The 17,452-nt window shown below is 44.5% G+C and carries 18 protein-coding genes; 13 read left to right on the top strand and 5 right to left on the bottom strand.

The genetic code is table 11. From position 1 onward, the window contains the following. The 5 genes from ACZ5FK_RS05695 to pseC are packed head-to-tail and all read left to right on the top strand — an operon-like array spanning position 1 to position 4,611. Positions 1-705: a class I SAM-dependent methyltransferase gene (locus tag ACZ5FK_RS05695; protein ID WP_464806938.1), complete on the top strand. Its 705-nt coding sequence runs from the start codon at positions 1-3 to the stop codon at positions 703-705. Beyond that, entirely contained in the window at positions 695-1,738 is a 1,044-nt protein-coding gene (locus tag ACZ5FK_RS05690; protein ID WP_464806937.1) for an N-acetylneuraminate synthase family protein, read from the top strand. The genes ACZ5FK_RS05695 and ACZ5FK_RS05690 overlap by 11 nt, the downstream gene beginning before the upstream one ends. Further along, a complete protein-coding gene (locus ACZ5FK_RS05685) occupies positions 1,735-2,715 on the top strand; it encodes a hypothetical protein (RefSeq protein WP_464806936.1) in 981 nt (326 codons plus the stop codon). Before ACZ5FK_RS05690 ends, ACZ5FK_RS05685 begins: the two co-directional genes overlap by 4 nt. Positions 2,716-2,730: 15 nt before the next feature. After that, positions 2,731-3,456, top strand: coding sequence for a cytidylyltransferase domain-containing protein (locus ACZ5FK_RS05680; protein WP_464806935.1), 726 nt, complete (start codon positions 2,731-2,733; stop codon positions 3,454-3,456). Between the two features lie 12 nt (positions 3,457-3,468). Then, positions 3,469-4,611 carry a UDP-4-amino-4,6-dideoxy-N-acetyl-beta-L-altrosamine transaminase gene (pseC, locus tag ACZ5FK_RS05675; protein ID WP_464806934.1) on the top strand — a complete coding sequence of 381 codons (1,143 nt, stop codon included), beginning with the start codon at positions 3,469-3,471 and terminating at the stop codon, positions 4,609-4,611. Between the two features lie 545 nt (positions 4,612-5,156). Here the strand turns inward: pseC and ACZ5FK_RS05670 are convergent. Then, entirely contained in the window at positions 5,157-5,567 is a 411-nt protein-coding gene (locus ACZ5FK_RS05670) for a hypothetical protein (protein WP_464806933.1), read from the bottom strand. Positions 5,568-5,979: 412 nt separating this feature from the next. On the opposite strand from ACZ5FK_RS05670, the gene ACZ5FK_RS05665 reads away from it, so the two are divergent. The 8 genes from ACZ5FK_RS05665 to ACZ5FK_RS05630 all read left to right on the top strand — a co-directional run bounded on the left by ACZ5FK_RS05665 (position 5,980) and on the right by ACZ5FK_RS05630 (position 14,284). Continuing rightward, a complete protein-coding gene (locus tag ACZ5FK_RS05665; protein WP_464806932.1) occupies positions 5,980-9,420 on the top strand; it encodes a flagellin in 3,441 nt (1,146 codons plus the stop codon). 167 nt (positions 9,421-9,587) lie between these two features. Continuing rightward, positions 9,588-9,857 carry a hypothetical protein gene (locus ACZ5FK_RS05660; RefSeq protein ID WP_464806931.1) on the top strand — a complete coding sequence of 90 codons (270 nt, stop codon included), beginning with the start codon at positions 9,588-9,590 and terminating at the stop codon, positions 9,855-9,857. After that, positions 9,815-10,144, top strand: a complete 330-nt coding sequence (locus tag ACZ5FK_RS05655) for a hypothetical protein (RefSeq protein ID WP_464806930.1) — start codon at positions 9,815-9,817, stop codon at positions 10,142-10,144. Before ACZ5FK_RS05660 ends, ACZ5FK_RS05655 begins: the two co-directional genes overlap by 43 nt. 231 nt (positions 10,145-10,375) lie before the next feature. Beyond that, positions 10,376-11,511, top strand: a protein-coding gene (locus ACZ5FK_RS05650) for an IS3 family transposase (RefSeq protein WP_464806929.1) whose coding sequence is annotated in 2 segments (ribosomal slippage) — positions 10,376-10,628 and positions 10,628-11,511 — 1,137 coding nt in all. Because the reading frame shifts where the segments join, the coding sequence is not laid out codon by codon here. Positions 11,512-11,676: 165 nt separating this feature from the next. Next, positions 11,677-12,381: a DUF7225 domain-containing protein gene (locus tag ACZ5FK_RS05645; protein WP_464806928.1), complete on the top strand. Its 705-nt coding sequence runs from the start codon at positions 11,677-11,679 to the stop codon at positions 12,379-12,381. Between the two features lie 542 nt (positions 12,382-12,923). Beyond that, a complete protein-coding gene (locus ACZ5FK_RS05640) occupies positions 12,924-13,628 on the top strand; it encodes a DUF1361 domain-containing protein (protein WP_464806927.1) in 705 nt (234 codons plus the stop codon). 126 nt (positions 13,629-13,754) lie between these two features. Then, complete coding sequence (locus tag ACZ5FK_RS05635) at positions 13,755-14,099, top strand: hypothetical protein (RefSeq protein WP_464806926.1); 345 nt, start codon at positions 13,755-13,757, stop codon at positions 14,097-14,099. A 41-nt stretch (positions 14,100-14,140) separates the two neighbouring features. Continuing rightward, the gene (locus ACZ5FK_RS05630) at positions 14,141-14,284 is read left to right on the top strand and encodes a hypothetical protein (protein WP_464806925.1); all 144 of its coding nucleotides are present in this window, start codon (positions 14,141-14,143) and stop codon (positions 14,282-14,284) included. Positions 14,285-14,407: 123 nt separating this feature from the next. Here the strand turns inward: ACZ5FK_RS05630 and ACZ5FK_RS05625 are convergent, their stop codons facing one another. From ACZ5FK_RS05625 to ACZ5FK_RS05610, 4 genes are read right to left on the bottom strand one after another with little or no spacing between them, the layout of a single operon-like run. After that, complete coding sequence (locus tag ACZ5FK_RS05625; protein WP_464806924.1) at positions 14,408-15,262, bottom strand: ABC transporter permease; 855 nt, start codon at positions 15,260-15,262, stop codon at positions 14,408-14,410. Next, complete coding sequence (locus tag ACZ5FK_RS05620; protein WP_464806923.1) at positions 15,240-16,178, bottom strand: ABC transporter ATP-binding protein; 939 nt, start codon at positions 16,176-16,178, stop codon at positions 15,240-15,242. The genes ACZ5FK_RS05625 and ACZ5FK_RS05620 overlap by 23 nt, the downstream gene beginning before the upstream one ends. Continuing rightward, positions 16,162-16,587 (bottom strand): hypothetical protein, encoded by a 426-nt coding sequence (locus ACZ5FK_RS05615; RefSeq protein ID WP_464806922.1) that lies wholly within the window; start codon positions 16,585-16,587, stop codon positions 16,162-16,164. The genes ACZ5FK_RS05620 and ACZ5FK_RS05615 overlap by 17 nt, the downstream gene beginning before the upstream one ends. An 11-nt stretch (positions 16,588-16,598) precedes the next feature. Beyond that, positions 16,599-17,081, bottom strand: a complete 483-nt coding sequence (locus tag ACZ5FK_RS05610; protein ID WP_464806921.1) for a LytTR family DNA-binding domain-containing protein — start codon at positions 17,079-17,081, stop codon at positions 16,599-16,601. Positions 17,082-17,452: the final 371 nt, after the last annotated feature.

The following is a 17,452-nucleotide window of genomic DNA, read 5'->3' as shown; positions in this document are numbered from 1 at the left end:
ATGTATACACAAGACACATTGGACCAATTCAATAAAGACGCATGGGGAAAGGCCATTAGAAATAATCAGATGCTCTATCCTAGTGAAAAAGTAGTTGCATTCTTGGCTAGAAATTTTAAAGATTTAGCGAGTAATGCAAATAAGAAAGCCATAGATATAGGTTTTGGATCGGGAAGACATTTGAAAGTTCTTTTAGACTATAATTTTGAGACATACGGGATTGATTATAGTGAAGATAGTGTGAAAACAGCCAAGAGTTTATTGATGAAGGATGAGAGATTAATACAACTCAAACAGCAAGATTTAGCTAAAACAGACTTTGAAAATGAGTTCTTTGATGTGATTGTTTGTTATGGTGTGCTCTTTTTTAAACCTTTTGACGAAATGAAAGCAGATTTGAAACGGGTTTTCAAGCTACTAAGTCCCGGTGGTAAATTATTATTAAACTTAGCTACTAAAGAAGATAGCTTATACGGTAAAGGAGAAAAAATAGGCGATAATACTTTCTTGTTAGGAAAAGAAGCTAACGAATACGAAAATATGGTGTATACATTTTTTGGAGAGAAGGAAGCTGTTGAATTTGTAGAAGCAATTGGTTTTAGAGTTTCTTCTTTGGAACGGGAAGATTATTGGAAGAACAATCTGGAAAATCATCGTAGCTGGTGGATTATGTCTTTGGAGAAAGCGGCTATCCATGAAAATTGACGGTAAATCTATCGACTATTATTCACCTACATATATTGTTGCCGAAATAGGTGCAAATCATAATGGCGATATTGAATTGGCAAAAAAGACGATTGAAGCAGCAGCTGAAGCAGGTGTTGATGCGGTGAAATTTCAGACTTATTCTGCTGAGGAGCTGTTATCCGATCCAGAAAGAATTCTAGAGTATGGAGAAGAAGGACATATAGTTAAAGAAAAAATAGGGGGAATGTTCAATCGGATAGCATTACCGAGAGAGAAACATAGAGAACTTTTTTCATATGCTAATCAATTAGGTTTAGCAGCTTTTTCTACGCCTTTTAGTCCGAGAGGTGTTGATTTTCTTGAGAAATTAGATGTCCCTTGTTTCAAAATAGCGGCTTCTGACGTTAATTATGCAGAGCTATTAAAGAGTATTGCAGAAACAAAACTACCTGTAATGCTTTCACTTGGAAAATGCACTATCGGAGAAGCTGACCAAGCAATAACAACTCTTGAGAAATACGGGACAAAAGAATTAGTTGTTATGCATTGTATTGCTCAGTATCCTTCTCCAATGGAAGAAATGAATTTACGAGTTATCAGTACGTTGCATTCTATGTATCCTGAGCATATCATTGGGTTTTCTGATCATTCCCTCGGTGTTACAGCTGCTTTGGGTGCTGTAGTCCTCGGTGCCAGAGTAATTGAAAAACACTTTACTTTAGATAAAAAACTGGAAGGACCGGATCATTGGTTCAGCTTAGACCCAAAAGAAATGAAAACACTTGTAAATGAAATAAGAAATATCGAGCTGGCACTAGGCACATCACGGAAAATGGTTTTTCCTTCGGAAGTGGAAGAAAGACAAACTTCTATTCGATCTTTAGTACTGAAAAGAGAAATTAAAGCAGGAGAGAAAATAAAAGTTAGTGATCTGAAAGCTACTCGTCCGGGCGGCGGCATATCGCCTTTCGATGAAGACAAAGTTGTTGGGATGTCACCAACCTACGATCTAGATGTAAATACAGTATTGACTTGGGATCACTTTAAATGATAATCATTCATACTCTTGCTTCGGAGCAAGCTGGACTAGGTAACTACTTCCGATGCTATACTTTGTTTAGAGAATTAAAACTGAGAAAGCTTAAAGTTCTCTTATTTGTTCTCTTTGAGGATAGAGATATTGAGGTTATTAGTGAAAATGGAGTCATCTTTTTTACTGATATAAAAGAACTGTATAAGAGGATAAAATCATTTAGTGCTGAGATAAAAGTTTTTATAATAGATCTGCCTGTAGTGAGAACTAAAGATATAGAGTTTTATAATAATCTTTCTGGTCAACATTTAGTCACTTTAAACGACGCTCAAGTGAATGAGTTGAAACCGGATATATATATAAATACGGACCCTGTAGTTAACGGTAAGCTAAAAAATAGTAATGTTAAGTGTTATATTGGGGAAGATTTTCAAATTGTAAGAGAAGACTTGCAGGATTACCGACCAAATAGTTTTCAGGAATTAAAAAAAATCCAGAATATCTTAATTATGTTTGGCGGCAGTGATCCTGGTAATCTAACAGAAAGTTTTCTTGGGATAGTCGCATATCTACCTCTTGACTGTCAATATAAATTTGTTTTAGGACCTGGAATGGATATACGTAGAAAACAAAGCTTAATGGCAAAAGATTATAGGAATGTATATATGCTTAGCGATCCAGATATTCCAAAAACTCTCTCTTCTGCAGACATAGTGATCACAATGGGCGGCATGACCTCATATGAAGCTATGTATTTAGGTAAGCCTGTATTAGCGATTGAGTGGGAGTATATGGGGAAATATGTTGAGTACTTAGATTCATTGAAAATGCTTAAGTCATTAGGTAGTATCGACAGAGTTAACAGTAAAATTCTTACTCACGAATTATCTTCTATATTACAAATCAATGAGATAGGAAGGACAGGTTTTAACAAGATAGATGGTCAGGGACAGAAAAGAATTGCTGATATCATCGAACAAGCAATGCTGGAATAAAAGAGGTGATCTATTTTGAGATACGTAGTAATTATTCAAGCCAGAATGGGATCATCCAGGCTGCCTGGTAAAGTACTTTTGCCCTTAGGGAACAGTACGGTTCTATCATATGTGGTGGATCGCTGTAAAAATATTGAAGGAGTTTGTGATGTTGTGGTTGCTACTACAATATCCAAAAGTGACGATGTTATCTCTGAATGGTGTCACCAGAATAACATCAACTGTACACGTGGTTCAGAAGAAGATGTACTAGATAGGTATATTAAAGCTGCAGAGGAGTTTCATGCAGATTATGTAATAAGAGTAACGTCGGACTGCCCATTTGTAGACTACCAATTAGCTTCGCAAGCGGTAAAAAATATGGAAGAACGGCCAGCTGATGTTTTGCAGATTATTGGAGACTTACCTAGAGGTCTAGCTGTAGAGATAATTTCATTTTCTTCATTAAAAAAAATTAAGAAAGCTGCTTACGCATCTAGACACACGGAACATGTAACATATTATGCATATGAGCATCAACAAGATTTTACGTGGGTCAATTTAAAAGTCGCAGCTTTTCTAAACCAACCTGAATATCGAATTACTCTGGATACACAAGAAGACTACATTCTATGCAAAGAAATAGCCAATCGCTTTATCGGTGATAAATATGTTTCTTCTAGAGATATATTAAAATTTCTGTCAAAAAATCCAGAAGTCGCTTTTATAAATGCCCATATTCAACAGAAACCAGTAGAGTGAAGGTGTGTTTGAATGAAGAAACGCGATAGTTTTTTATCTTATAGTAAACAAAGTATATCTGAAAATGACATCGCGGCGGTAGTAGCTACACTACGGTCGCCTTTTTTGACACAAGGACCTAAAGTAGCAGAATTCGAACAGGCGGTGGCTGATTATGTCGGTGCCAAATATGCCGTCGCCTTCTCAAACGGCACAGCAGCTTTGCACGGCGCCTGCTATGCCGCAGGGATCAGCAAAGGTGACGAGGTGATCACTACGCCTATTACCTTTGCCGCCACCTCGAATGCGGTGCTGTATTGCGGTGGCACTCCGGTATTTGCCGATATAAATCCAGTGACCTACAATATCAATCCGGCAAGAATAGAGCAATCTATCACCGCGAAAACAAAAGCTATCATTCCTGTCGACTTCACAGGGCAGCCGGCAGATCTGGACAGCATAATGGAGATTGCTGAAACTCATGACCTGGTAGTCATTGAAGATGGAGCCCATTCACTTGGTGCGAGCTATAAAGGAAGAAAAGTCGGCTCACAGGCGGATATGACCATGTTCAGTTTTCATCCTGTCAAACCCATCACGACGGGTGAAGGCGGTATTATTACTACTAATTCAGAAGAATACTACGAGAGACTGAAATCCTTTAGAAGCCATGGAATTAACAAGACTCCGTATGCACGGGAGCAAGGTGACTGGTATTATGAGATGACGGATCTTGGTTACAATTACCGGATGACTGATTTGCAGGCGGCTTTGGGTTTGTCGCAGTTGAACAAGCTGGACAATTTTATAAAGCGGAGACGGGAAATAGCTGAGCTCTATAACAAAGCTCTTCGTAGCGTGCCGGGTGCCATTCTCCCTAAACAATTGCCGGATACAGAATCTGGTTGGCATTTATACATGATTCAGCTGGATGAAAATGTATTTAAGAAAAGTCGCAAAGAAATTTTTAATAAGATGCGTGAAATGAATGTAGGGGTACATGTTCATTATATTCCGGTTTATTGGCATCCATATTATCAGCAGCTAGGGTATAATAAGGGAATTTGTCCGATGGCAGAGCTGTGGTATGAGCATGCGTTAACGTTGCCTAATTTTCCGGGGATGAGTGATGAGGATGTTGAGTATGTGGTGGAGAGTCTAGCAAGTATTATTTAGCTAATAACTGAATCAGCCTGTAAGTAGCTAAGGTGAATATAAAGTAATTTTAGAATACTCAGCTAGTTTATTGGAGCTAATATTAACAAAATAACCCCTTTAAATGGGGTTATTTCACATTACGATTTAACGTTTTTTGTAACAAAAATTGGCTTGTCACATGCAGTGCAATGAGCTTGATAAGTTTCTTCCCTATACTTGCCATATTGACCTTTCTTGTCTTGTGAATCATAGTACATCCCAAAGTATTGATTATCACACGTATCACAAGAAACGATGACCTCTGTCAAATTAGTGTTCTCCTTTCTCAATTTGTATATTGCTAATATAACATAAAGTTACTTTGTAAACATGAAAGACAGTATTTTTAGATTTATGAGTTAATTTTATTATCCTATTCACTTAAGGTTTGAAAACATCAAAAAAGGAGTACCTCCCTAAGTCTTGTATAATGGTGTCCACTAAACCATCCCGAAAGAATGCAGTACTCTCGTTGCCCGTAATACGACATTAGAGCCAGCAGCTCATTTTTTCGCGGTTGAAATTCAATGTGTACAGTATGACACTCGGCATACAATAGACAGTCTGGTTGTGTTCATTAAACCGTAGGAAATCGTCAGGCTGCCGTCATCTAGATACAAGGCAGCAAGGAAAATAGGATGCGTGCAGCGGGTCAGGAAGAATTCTGTCAGTGTCTTTCGGACTTTATACAATTTGGCATGCAGTTGCTTGAAATACGTGTGGCTGGCAGAGCGCAAATAGTTGCCGTTGATACTGAATGGCAGATCGCTCAGCTGAGATAGCTTCCATTCACGATATTCTCTTCGACTTTCCCCGAAATGCTCTTGATAATGGTAATTCACACTCCTTGCTGCCCCTGTGCTGATATAGCCGTCACCGAGCAGGCTCCCTAATAGCAGTTGCTCCTGTATATCAGAAGGCTCCAACGATCCCATACTGCCCTCAAACCAGCAACGCCGGTCTTCGACGAGCTGCTTCTTTAACTGTTCTCTGTATAGTGGACACTTTTGTACTTGATGTTCTTTGCCAAAGAACGTACCTGAGTGATTGTCAGATTGACTGCTTTCGCCACGGATTCTGTCAGCGTGTTGGGGAAGTGGCTTTTTATATAGGCTATTGTTTCTTCGGTTGGCATATCGGTATACCCTTTTCAGAATTATTTAATGGAACATTTGTTTCTTTTATAGCATTCCTAGGCTGATTAAGTACATTCCTTGCCATAAATTAGCATCAAAAAAATCATAAAGTAAAAAACCCCCTTTTCCATCCGATATAATACCTATCAAGCAAACGTTCGTAAAGCCTGCAGTTAGAAAATTAACAACCAAGAAAGAAGGCATCCAGGCAATGATTATTAACAATGGACCATTCGGCTTTCAACGGAATATCAATCAAGCCAATTTACGTCTGGAAAAAGCTATGGGGAAACTGTCGAGCGGGAAACGGATCACTTCTGCAGCTGTTGATGCGTCCGGCTTGGCAATCAGTGAAAAGTTACGGGCATTACAGAGAGGTTCACAGCAGGCGATCCTTAACGTTCAAAATGCACAGTCACTCGTACAGACGGCGGATGCAGCCATGCAGGATCTTACGGATGTGGTTCAGAGAATCCGGGAATTGACGATACAGGCGATGAACGGTACAAATACAGATTTATCATCCGGTGATTCTGCAGATACACTTATCATTCAGAATGAGATCGATGAGCTGAAGAAAAATTTGGGGGATATCGTACATAACACGGAGTTTAATACAAAGAAAATATTAACGAATACGAATCCGGGTGAATATGTAACGGCAGACAGGAGTATATCGGTGAACCGGGCTGCACAGACTGTTGAATCTTCTGCAGCTGCATTGACAGGCATGAATACGGTTAGGACAGAACCTACCGATTATGTGAATTCGGCAAAAGTCGTATCTGCTTTAAGGGAGGTCAATGTCGTTCCTTCAACGTCCTCACCTCTCAGCGGGAAAGCGACAACCGTCAGGGATTATAATCCGCGTTGGTCAGCAGATGGCCAGACAATAGTGTTTGACTCTACCCGGGATAACGGCCGGTATAGTGTGCCTGCTGACAATAATAGTAACCCGATTGAAGACAGCAGTACTGCAACAGCAGCCACCCGTAAGGAAATGGGAGACTATCGATTGACAGTAGATCTATATGATCGCCTTGTACTGCAGGAAAGGTCAGGGAATGGATGGAGCACTAAAGCTTCTTACGATAATCTCAGTCTATCAGACAGGAACGGTTATTCATTCGCGCCTGTGACAGACCAAAACGGGAACCTGTCCTTTGCATATTCGAATTCAGACGGCAATATTTCCAAGGTGACGATTAATACAACAGACAATACAGTTGGCCCGTCCATCTCTGTCATTCCGAATACGGACAAACTGAACTTGCCGCCAGTCAATAATACGGTTTCTCTTAATGGTACTCCTGATCTGTATCGGATGAATGAAGCTAACCCTTCACTGATTGTGCATAAAGTGACGGACAGCGGTTCGCATCAACTAACTTACTGGGACGGTACGGGAAAAGAACCCGATACAGGATATTACACGGTGAACGAAGGCAATGTGACATTCCACAAAGATGCCATCATCGGTTTCGATTCGAACAGTGAGGACGATGCGCAAGACTATTATACGTTCGGCTATATAAGAGGGAATAGTTCTTCATTTCACACAGAAACCATTCCATCGTCTGCACAGCTATATAACATGCACGGAGAGCAGGGACCCATGTCTCTGCGGATTGAAATCGGCAGCAAGACAGTAGCCAGGGAACAGTATCTGTCTGAGCGGCCGGCTGATCACGGCGTTACGGGTGTCTATATCGATAAGCTATCCGGTAAAGCTGAGTTTTACGGTGATTTGCGGCCTGCCTATAATGAAACAGTGAGAATCAATTATGTGCCTGACAACGATCAGGACCGCACTGTGCAGACCTATGTACTGCCAGAGAAGATAGATACGTATAATCTGCAGTCCCATGATACCGGGTTGCCTAAATCCCTGGAAGTCTACGTAGGATCACGGAAGATCAGCTATGATGAAACGGGTACCAATGGGTATACGTATGACCCTGCTACCAGGCAGATCAGTATCTATGGAGACAGCCGACCTGATGTATTGAGCGGGAAAAAACTTCGATTTGAATACATCGCGGATACAAGCCAGACGAGCAATGAAGTGTATGGTATTTCACTAGGGACTACGAAACCGGAGATATTTAATCTTGGGGAAACTGGTGCGCCGAACTCGATCCGTGTTTTTCGCGGCAATGAGGAGATTATGTATTCGGCAACAGACGGCTTTCAATATAATGCTGAAACTAACACAATCGAATTGTTCGGAAACAGCCGTCCGAATGTTGGGGATGAATTTACTGTCAGAATGGTGGCAGTGCAGGAAGATCCGAAAAAACATGATAATAAATTAGAGATCAAACTGAACGGCAGGCCGGAACTTTATGATCCCGCTAACGCTGATTATCCTTCAACCTTACAGGTAAAAATCGGAGGAAGAGTCATTGCATACGACGAAACGAAACAGGATGGCTTCTACTATAATAAAGAAACAAACTCAATTGAAGTGTACGGCAACAGCCGTCCCGATGCGAATGATCTCCAACTTGTCAATCCTGAAGTCTCTGTAAAGTTTGTAACCGAAAGCGAAACGGTGAACCTTTATAACAATTCATATGATATCCGGCTTGCTCCCGGAGCTTCTTCCTATGGTATCGAAGGAGACGGCAATGTAAAGGGATTAAAAGTGTTTAAGAACGTCAGTGAGGAAATCCCTTATGACGCTGAAAACGGCTATACGTACGATCCAGACACAAAGTTAATTTCATTGCACGGCACATACCGGCCTACCAAAGACGACGCGGCAGCTGACATCCGTGTCTATGCTGTGCCAGAAGCTGCCCTCAGCCGTACAGTGCCGGCAGGTTCAACTGTCCACAAGGTGACTGTCAGTGGAAGAGAGATTCCTCCTGCGGAAGACGAAAACGGTAACGGGTATCTAGTCGAAGGGGGAACAGTACGGCTGGTGGGAGACGGAAGACCGGACGTCACTTTCGGAACACCTTCCTACAAAATGGAGGTATTGTATACCGAACCGCTCAGCCTGGACTTGCCGGTACATCCATTGCTCACAGGAGATCATTCATATTGCGACCATGAAACCGGCACGGCTCTTCCTGACGCTGAGATCGTTCCTGATTCTCAAGTCATCCGTCTCAATGGACAAATTCTTTCGCGGGATCAGTACGAAATCAACGGAGGTCATATCACACTGATTAACGAGGCAGTAGACCTCTCTGCTGGCAATCATACACTGAGCGCCGAGTATCAGATCCGACAAGGAATACATTACAAAGATAACTCCTACACCTTTCAAGTAGGCGGCAACGCAGGCAATCATAAAGTGCTGGATATCGCATCGTTCGATAACATGCTGGTAGATATGAGCGCAGTCTGTGTGCGTACAGCAGACCATGCGGCACAAGGACTTGAGATCATAGACAAATCAATGAATTTCATTTTGGGCGAACTTGGCAATATCGGAGCTGCCGAGAACAGTCTGGAGCATATTACAGCTAATTTGAAAATAGGCGAAGAGAGCTTAACCTCTGCGTTAAGCAGGATCGAAGATGTGGATATGGCGAAAGAATTAATGAACAGCACAAAACAGCAGATGCTGCTGCAAGTGGGGCAGACATTGGCAGGACATGAAAAGCAGAGAGCCGAGAGTGTGCTCAGCTTGTTGAAATAATTAGCCCGTGAAATATGTAAACGTCATAGGGAAGGTAATTGCTATGCTTCCTTCTGAATACATCAAAGAATTATTTTTCGCTGCTAATATTGGTCAGAGAATTTACATGAAACGAAAAGAACTCCAGAACTAATTTTGCTAAAAGGTTTAATATTTCAGCTCATACATTGGCTAAATATGAGAAATGTGAAGATGCTCCAGGACGGGGCGTGCTGGATACTATATTTGAAATTTTAGATATGAAAATTGAAGACTTCATGACAGAGAGGCATAAAAAAATATTGGAAGTCCGGTTGCTGTTAAAAGATGAAATTAAGATGATCAACGAGCGGATTAGCGAATTAGAAAGCATGACCAGATATTATGTAAAAGAAAATATAGAGCTCAGGAATTATTGGATGAAGATTGTTCTTTTGCAACTGAATATCCTGATGTAGCGGTAGAAGATCTTTTCTCTTGGGAAGATCACTGGGTGTCAGAAAAGATTTATTTACCAAAGGGTGTATATATCTTTGATTTGGAAATTGACTCCTCTGAAAGTAAATATGCTGAAATTAATTTGTATAATATCGTGAAGGCTAAAGAGCTGTCGGTTTTGTATGAAAAGGTGTCCGGACAACTGAAAATACCTTATATACTGGAGAACTCAGGGTATTATTTGCTGCAGATAAATCGTATACAAGAAAAGTGGAAGCTTAATTACCATAAAAAAGTTATCGGATGATATCCGCACTGTCGGAGTAAAAGGAAACTCTGGAAATCGATTTAGGAGGATCTCACATTGACAACAATTTTTAATCAACTGAAGGAAGCATTATCCGGCCGGGAAGGGCAGATAATCACGCGACAGGAAATTCATAAGTTAATGAAGGAGAAGTATGGATAGGCTACACTTAGTTGGACAGAAAAATTAAGGTCTTGTAGAATACATCTAACAGAAACGGAGAGATCTACAATGACTGAAAAAAGACCAAGAAGAACCTATACCCAAGACTTCAAAAAACAAATGGTTCAACTTTATGAAAACGGTAAGCCAAGAGCAGATATCATACGGGAATACGATTTGACCGCATCAGCTTTCGATAAATGGGTGAAGCAGTCTACAACCACCGGCTCATTTAAGGAAAAAGATAACCGGACACCGGAAGAGAATGAGTTGCTTCAGCTCCGAAAAGAAAACCAGCAGCTGCGGATGGAGAACGATATTTTAAAGCAAGCAGCGCTGATCATGGGACGAAAATAGATGTGATCCGCAATAACGCCCACCTCTATTCGGTATCAGCAATGTGCGACGTCCTCAATATTTCAAGAAGTACCTATTACGCCCGGATCCAGGCAGAAGCTCAAGTGAAACTAGAAGAAGATGAACAAAAACTGGTGAAACTGATCCGTGAGATCTTCTTTACGAGCCGAAAGAACTTCGGTACTCGAAAGATTAAGGTTGAACTAAAAAAGAAAGGTCATATTGTCTCCAGAAGGCGGATTGGCCGGATCATGCGCGAGGAAGGGCTTGTTTCAAATTACACGATCGCCCAATTCAAGCCGCATAAAAGCAAGTCTAATGAAGAAAAAGTGGAAAACGTTCTGAACCGGGAGTTTAACGGGCAAGAGGAACTGGCTGTCGTTGTCAGCGACCTTACATACGTCCGGGTCGGCTACAGGTGGCATTATGTTTGTCTATTCACCGACCTTTTTAACCGGGAAATCATCGGCTATAGTGCCGGTCCACATAAGGATGCCCAGCTTGTCTATAAAGCCTTGTCACGTATTGATCGTCCGCTCAATTCCATTCAACTGTTCCACACCGACCGTGGGAGTGAATTTGACAATCAACTCATCAGCGAAGTGCTGGAAACATTCAACATCAAGCGATCGCTGAGTATGAAAGGATGCCCTTATGATAATGCGGTCGCTGAGGCAATGTTCAATGTGGTAAAGACGGAATTTATCAAGCAAATGCGTTTTGAAAGCCAGCAGCAATTGGATCTGGAACTTGATGATTATGTGAACTGGTACAACAATTTTCGCATACACGGCACCCTTGATTATCTGACGCCAACGGAATACCGTAAGGCGGCCATAGGGAGCTAAGCGGATATCGTGCAAGGGGCGTTGCGCCTTTACAGTGAGGGGCAGGCATGATAGCCTTGGGGGCTTGGCCAGATACCTTTGAATCTGGCGTCCTGGCCGGAAAGTCATGCCTGCAGAGGCTCGCTGTCAAGTCGCAACATCAAATGGGCAAGGACCTTAAAAATTTTGTGCGGTTTAGTGTTGACAATCCAGTATGGAAGAAATCCTGACAGTGTGATGCCGACAGATTACTGTTATAACCGTTTGAATAAAGGGATTTCTTTTACGGAGCATCTATTTGAATATTTGACGCGCAGTACATATAAATATCTTGGTGATCACGCTTCTTATACGGGTGTGATTTACCAAAAAAGCCGCGAGACACATGAGGAAGAGGCTGTTGGGGAGTGGATAAACGGCGACAAGGTGCTATATGACAAAGACGGCAGTGAACGAATCAGTGGGCAGCAAATCCAACAGTTGTATGAGGAGTACTTGCGGATTTTGAGATATGAGCTATCCTTGCTAGGCTGCAAACCGACTGAACTCCGCCATCTGATTGGACGAATCGGTGAATTGCTGTGTGCGATACAAATCGGCGGACAACTGGCAAGGGAGACGAATCAACATGGATTTGACGTCATTAGCTCTGGCTCCCGGATTAGCGTGAAGACGACTGCCCAGCAAAACGGCGGTTTTGTGTCATTCAACCGAAACACGTTCCAGGAGATTGATGAAATATTTGTCGTTCAGTATAAACACGACGATTTCTACGTGATTTACCATGGTGAGAAAGAGCCGGTAGAGGAAATAGCTCGCATTTATGATGGAAGATATGAAGTAGATGTTGATAGGTTGAAAACGCTCGGGAAACACGCTGTATTAGCTTAGACACAGATGATAGAATAGGATTTGGGTTTTTTCATCAAGACAGCATTTAGTCCTTCTCGTTAGAGTGATGGCATGTTACCTTTCTACTGGCCAGAATATTAAGGTGCAGTATGTTAACACTCACTTCCTATGCACCTTAGAATAATTCGATGGTAATGGTTGAGTGTCAGGCAACGACACCCATTTAACAAGTAAGACGTGAGAGCACGATTTGAGTGCTCTTATTTTGCTTTTAAACATGCATTCGATCAAATCTCATCATATTTAATCTGGTAAATATATCTTTTTAATAACTACGACTACCTTAACCTTATGGCTCAATCACCTCCTGATCAACAACCGCCTCTATCTCTAACCTAGGCAAAAACTGCTCCTCCGATTGATTCACAATCCCTATACATCTTCACAAACCGCAGCTCGTCGATGCTGCATTCTCAAGTTCCATCTGCATGTGTTCATGATGCAACCTTTCCCTGCAAAACAAGTCAGATTAATCGAGTCTAGGATGGAAGTTAGGTTTTCAAATTCAGTAGGGGGCACATATGAGGAAATTGATTGATACCTATAAAGGGTTAGTGCTATTCATGTTCGGTTATTGGGGCGTCTGCTTTGTCATGTTTTTTCAGGAGCCCAATTTCCTCTATTTCATGCTGCCTTGGAATACGTTGTTAGCTTTGCTGCCATTGGTATTCATCATGAAAGCGGAAGCGGCCATGGGGCGGAGCAGAGGTGGCTGGACCGGATTCTGGGTGATTTGCTGGCTGCTCTTTTTCCCGAACTCGGTGTACGTGATTACGGATTTCATCCATATTACAAATGACAAGTTCTTGTGGCTGGCAGACGTTTCGCCGTATTCGGGGGAGTCACGGGTCGTGTACAGCCATGATAGCCGGCTGTGGGCTAAAATGTTCATCATCGGAGCAGGCTTCTTTTTTGCTTTGGTGGCAGGGCTGGAATCCCTCGTTATCGTAGAGCGGATGAGCCGGAGGAAGTTCTCAGTGTTGATCTGTTCAGCCGGATTGATCCTCCTCTCCCTGCTGACGGGGGTAGGTGTGTACATTGGCCGTTTTCTGCGTTTCAACAGCTGGGATGTGCTGGCCGATCCGGTTCAGCTTATAAAACAAGTCGTGTTCGGGTTGGATGCGTTTGCCATGCAGTTCATCCTCATTTTTGCCGGTTTTGTGGCTGGCGTGTATTTCCTATACAGGTCAATCAGGCGTCCGGCAAATTCAACGATTGACGGGTAGGTACGTATTACTGAGATTTCAACACAGTTAATCGCGATTAAGAACATAGGTTCGTATGTTTGCTGGACGTCCTACCGGTATTCGGGTATACTACAGGTACTACATTCAAGTAAGGAGGCTGTCCAGGTGGAAGAACGGATTTTGCAATTGCTTGAAGGATTGACGGTTGACGTGCAGGGGATAAAGGCTGACATGGGTGGCATGACTTCGGAAATGACTGACGTGAAATCAGGAATGAACGACATGCGGTCAGAGATGAATGACATGCGTTCAGGAATGAATGAGATGCGGTCAGAGATGAATGACATGCGGTCAGAAATGAATAACATGCAATCAGACATGAGTGGTATGAAGGTAGAGATGAGTGGCATGAAATCTGATATAGGCAGTTTGAAATCTGATGTAGGCAGTTTGAAGTCAGAGATGGCTAGCGTGAAATCGGAGGTAGCCCAGCTAGGTGGAAAAGTGTGACAAATTCGAAACGGACATGCATGGCAGGTTCGACAGAGTAGATGAACCGCTTGACGGGATTGGCGGGCAGTTTTGATGAACATGCCGCCCGCCGGATTGATGAATCGGATCTTGTAAAGAAAGAGTTCCAGGTGGTGAAATCCCGTATCTTTGATTTGGAATCAAGGACAGCGATTGGTCGTTAAACAATCGGCCTTATAAGATGAATTAAGCGAAACAAGAAGCCGATCAAGCGCCTGAAAGGCTTCTTTGCATAAGCTATATCCTTTTCTACTGTGGTTTCTTGCCACCAAGATCTAGCGCGACATTCAGCCTCTCCGTCTCTTCATCACCCATACCGCAACCAACAAACACGCAACCGCTGTCCCGGCCAAGTAGAGAACACTGAGCAGCGGCGTCACGGCGTGGCCGTGAATTTCGAAAGCGACGCCCATGTTCTGCCTGAACTCCTCGGCCATGCCTTCCGGTGCTCCTGCGAAGGCTTCCGTGATATACGGGCCCATGAGCACTTCGCGGAACAGGAGGGCGGCGTGCGAGACGGGGAGGTACTGGATGAGTGTCTGCAGGTAGCCGGGCAAGTTGCCGATCGGGATGTAGATGCCGGCGAGGAAGCCGATGGATGTGCCGATCAGGGTGCCTGCCGCGGCGAACGCGTTGGATGTCTTGAAGAATGAGACGAGCAGCATGACCATGGAGCCTGCGGACAGGACGGAGAGCACGATGACGCCTGCCGTCTTCAGCAGCTGGCTGGCCGTTAGGAGCGATTCTCCCGACAGCTTTAGCATCAGGACGGCGGCGAGGAGTGCGGCGAGGCACATGATGACTCCGACTGTGATCGAGCTGAGCAGGTAGCCGGCTGTCAGCGAGGATCTCTTGAGGGGAGTGACCTGGAAATCGAGCGCCGTCTTGCGGGCCCGGTCCTCGACCATGATGCCGAACGCGCCGAGCGTCGTTGTGACGCTTGCGACGGCTAAGATGCCTGCGATGATCCAGGTGAGCAGAAGCCCTTGTTTTGCCGGAAATTCAGGCAATCCGTCCGCAATCAGATCTCCGAGGAAAAATACATAGACGGCGATGAGGATCGCGACGGACAGCAGGGAAAAGAAGACGGCCGCTTTGTCGCGGAAATACAGCATCATATTACGCTTCGCAAGTGTCAGCATGGCGGGCGGCCTCCTTTCTTTCCTGCACGCGCAGGAATACGTCTTCGAGACTGGACTTTTTCACTTCGAAAGAGGTGATGAGCGGGCCGTATTGATTCAATAAAGGGACGGCTGCAAGCGTCGTAGCCAGTTCAATCGTGAAGATGCCGTTCTTTTCCTGGAAGGGAAGCTGGTCGCGGATGAAGCGGTCCCGCAGTTCACGGGGCGACGCAGCCGAGAGCAGCAGGCGGTCTGCGGAGTGCTGCGTCCTCAGGTCGTCCGGCGTGCCGCTTGCGATGATCTTGCCGGCCCGGAGGATGACGGCATAATCGGAGTTGTCGGCTTCTTCGATGTAATGGGTCGTGAGGAAGACAGTCAGGCCGGTCTCCTGCTGGAGCGTCGTGATCGTCTTCCAGAGGTTCTGCCGGCTTTCCGGGTCGAGGCCGGTCGTCGGTTCGTCGAGGATCAAGATTTTCGGCTGATGGAGCAGGGCTCTCGCGATATCGGTCCGCCGCTTCTGCCCGCCTGATAGTTTTCCGTACTTGCGAGCAAGGATGTCCGTGATGCCGGTGCTGTCCGCGGTGCGGCGGATGGCGTCCCGCGTCTCCTGTTTCCCCATTCCGTACAGCCTGGCGCGAACCGCCAGATTCTCCCGGACGGTCAGCAGCGGGTCGAGCAGGCTTTCCTGAAAGACGACGCCGATCTCGCGGCGCGCCTCCTCCCCATGTTTCCGCACGTCCTTGCCATTAATGAGCACGGTACCGGCGTCCGCTTCCAGCAGCGCCAGCAAAATCGAGATGGTCGTCGATTTTCCCGCGCCGTTCGTCCCGAGGAATGCAAACAGGCTTCCTTTCTTCACGTGGAAACTGATGTCGTCCACGGCACGCACTTTTCCGAACGATTTCTTCAGTCCGCTTACTTCAATGCTGTTCACCACTAGCCCCACTCCGTTTCTTCGCAATGACTTCATTGATTTTCCGTTCATCGGCTTTCGTGTTCAGGTAAATGAGCGCGATGACAAATGCATAGGCGAGCAGCCCCGACAGCAGGACCGTCGACCAGTGGTACAGGTCAAGCGGGAACATATCGAAAAAAGCTCCGCCGGCTGTCAACACCAGTACGATGCAGAGTACTTCCAGGAAATGGACGACGAGCGGCTGTTCAAACGGCAGCAGGTGCGTCAGGTACATGAAACAGGTGATGAGCGCGGACACGAGGAAGAGGGTGATGCTCATCCGTTCCGTAAGCGGCGGGAATATGCCGAGCTGGCGGAACAGGAGATAGAACAAGGAACTGAAGGTGAATGCGAAGCACGCTGCGCTGATGTAAATCAAATATTTTTTCATGTGAATCCTCCTTATTCCAGGAAATATGTCTTGAACGCTTTGGCGTAATGCCGGTTCACGACGGTCTTCTCGCCGTTTTGCAGGACGGCCTCGAAACGGCCGTTGATGAGCGCGCGGACACTTTCGATTTTGGCAGTGTTCACAATCAAGTGCTTGCTGATACGCAGGAAACGGGTATGCTTCAGCTGTTCTTCGTATTCGTACAGCTTCAAGGGGCTTTCGTACACGTCCTCTTCCGTGTACAGGAATGTCGCATTATCCACGGATTCGATGTAGTAGACGGATTCCGTTTCGAGCGTATGGTGGACGCCGTCTTTCTGGCCCGTGAAGGAGATCATCATCTGCTCGATCTGCCGGATGATGCCGCGCAGCCGGTCGTCCACTGCCGGGCATGTGATGGTGATTTCGGTCTCCGTGGCAGCCGGAGACTCTTGGATCGTCAGTCGGATGGTAGTCACCGCCTCTGTCTGTTCGTCTTGTTTGAATCGTATCACGCAGTTCCCTGTTCCACAATCACCCATCCGGTAAGTTGCACATGGGAGCTGGTAAGTTGCAGAGGGGGCCTCTTCTCGGGAATTTGAACTTGCTGCTTCCGCAGGAAAAGATCTTTTTCTTACATTCTTTTCTTTCTTACATTCTTTAGTAGTTGTTATCCGTCTGTTAGCGCTCTGTTGATGCTTTGTAAGTTTCTTTGCCAATAAGATACAGGCGAGTCACGCAAACGCCCCGTTACCAAGGGCTGGGAGCAATGATTGCTTTGTTGGGGACTGTGTCAGTTTTTCGATCTTCGTTTTTTCTTTTCCATTTGATGTTTTGCCTGTTTTTCATGAAATCTTTATGGTGCTTGCTATATTTCCTCCCTTAT

It is taken from the genome of Sporosarcina sp. GTC18466, assembly GCF_055389225.1.
Note: the sequence above shows the minus strand (reverse complement) of the source record. Positions and strands in the feature narration are given on the sequence as shown.

Excerpts from the sequence above, each read along its gene's own strand:
- ACZ5FK_RS05695 (WP_464806938.1), top strand. The coding sequence starts at position 1 with ATGTATACACAAGACACATTGGACCAATTCAATAAAGACGCATGGGGA.
- ACZ5FK_RS05690 (WP_464806937.1), top strand. The coding sequence starts at position 695 with ATGAAAATTGACGGTAAATCTATCGACTATTATTCACCTACATATATT.
- ACZ5FK_RS05685 (WP_464806936.1), top strand. The coding sequence starts at position 1,735 with ATGATAATCATTCATACTCTTGCTTCGGAGCAAGCTGGACTAGGTAAC.
- pseC (WP_464806934.1), top strand. The coding sequence starts at position 3,469 with ATGAAGAAACGCGATAGTTTTTTATCTTATAGTAAACAAAGTATATCT.
- ACZ5FK_RS05670 (WP_464806933.1), bottom strand. The coding sequence starts at position 5,567 with ATGGGATCGTTGGAGCCTTCTGATATACAGGAGCAACTGCTATTAGGG.
- ACZ5FK_RS05665 (WP_464806932.1), top strand. The coding sequence starts at position 5,980 with ATGATTATTAACAATGGACCATTCGGCTTTCAACGGAATATCAATCAA.
- ACZ5FK_RS05640 (WP_464806927.1), top strand. The coding sequence starts at position 12,924 with ATGAGGAAATTGATTGATACCTATAAAGGGTTAGTGCTATTCATGTTC.
- ACZ5FK_RS05630 (WP_464806925.1), top strand. The coding sequence starts at position 14,141 with ATGAACCGCTTGACGGGATTGGCGGGCAGTTTTGATGAACATGCCGCC.
- ACZ5FK_RS05625 (WP_464806924.1), bottom strand. The coding sequence starts at position 15,262 with ATGCTGACACTTGCGAAGCGTAATATGATGCTGTATTTCCGCGACAAA.
- ACZ5FK_RS05615 (WP_464806922.1), bottom strand. The coding sequence starts at position 16,587 with ATGAAAAAATATTTGATTTACATCAGCGCAGCGTGCTTCGCATTCACC.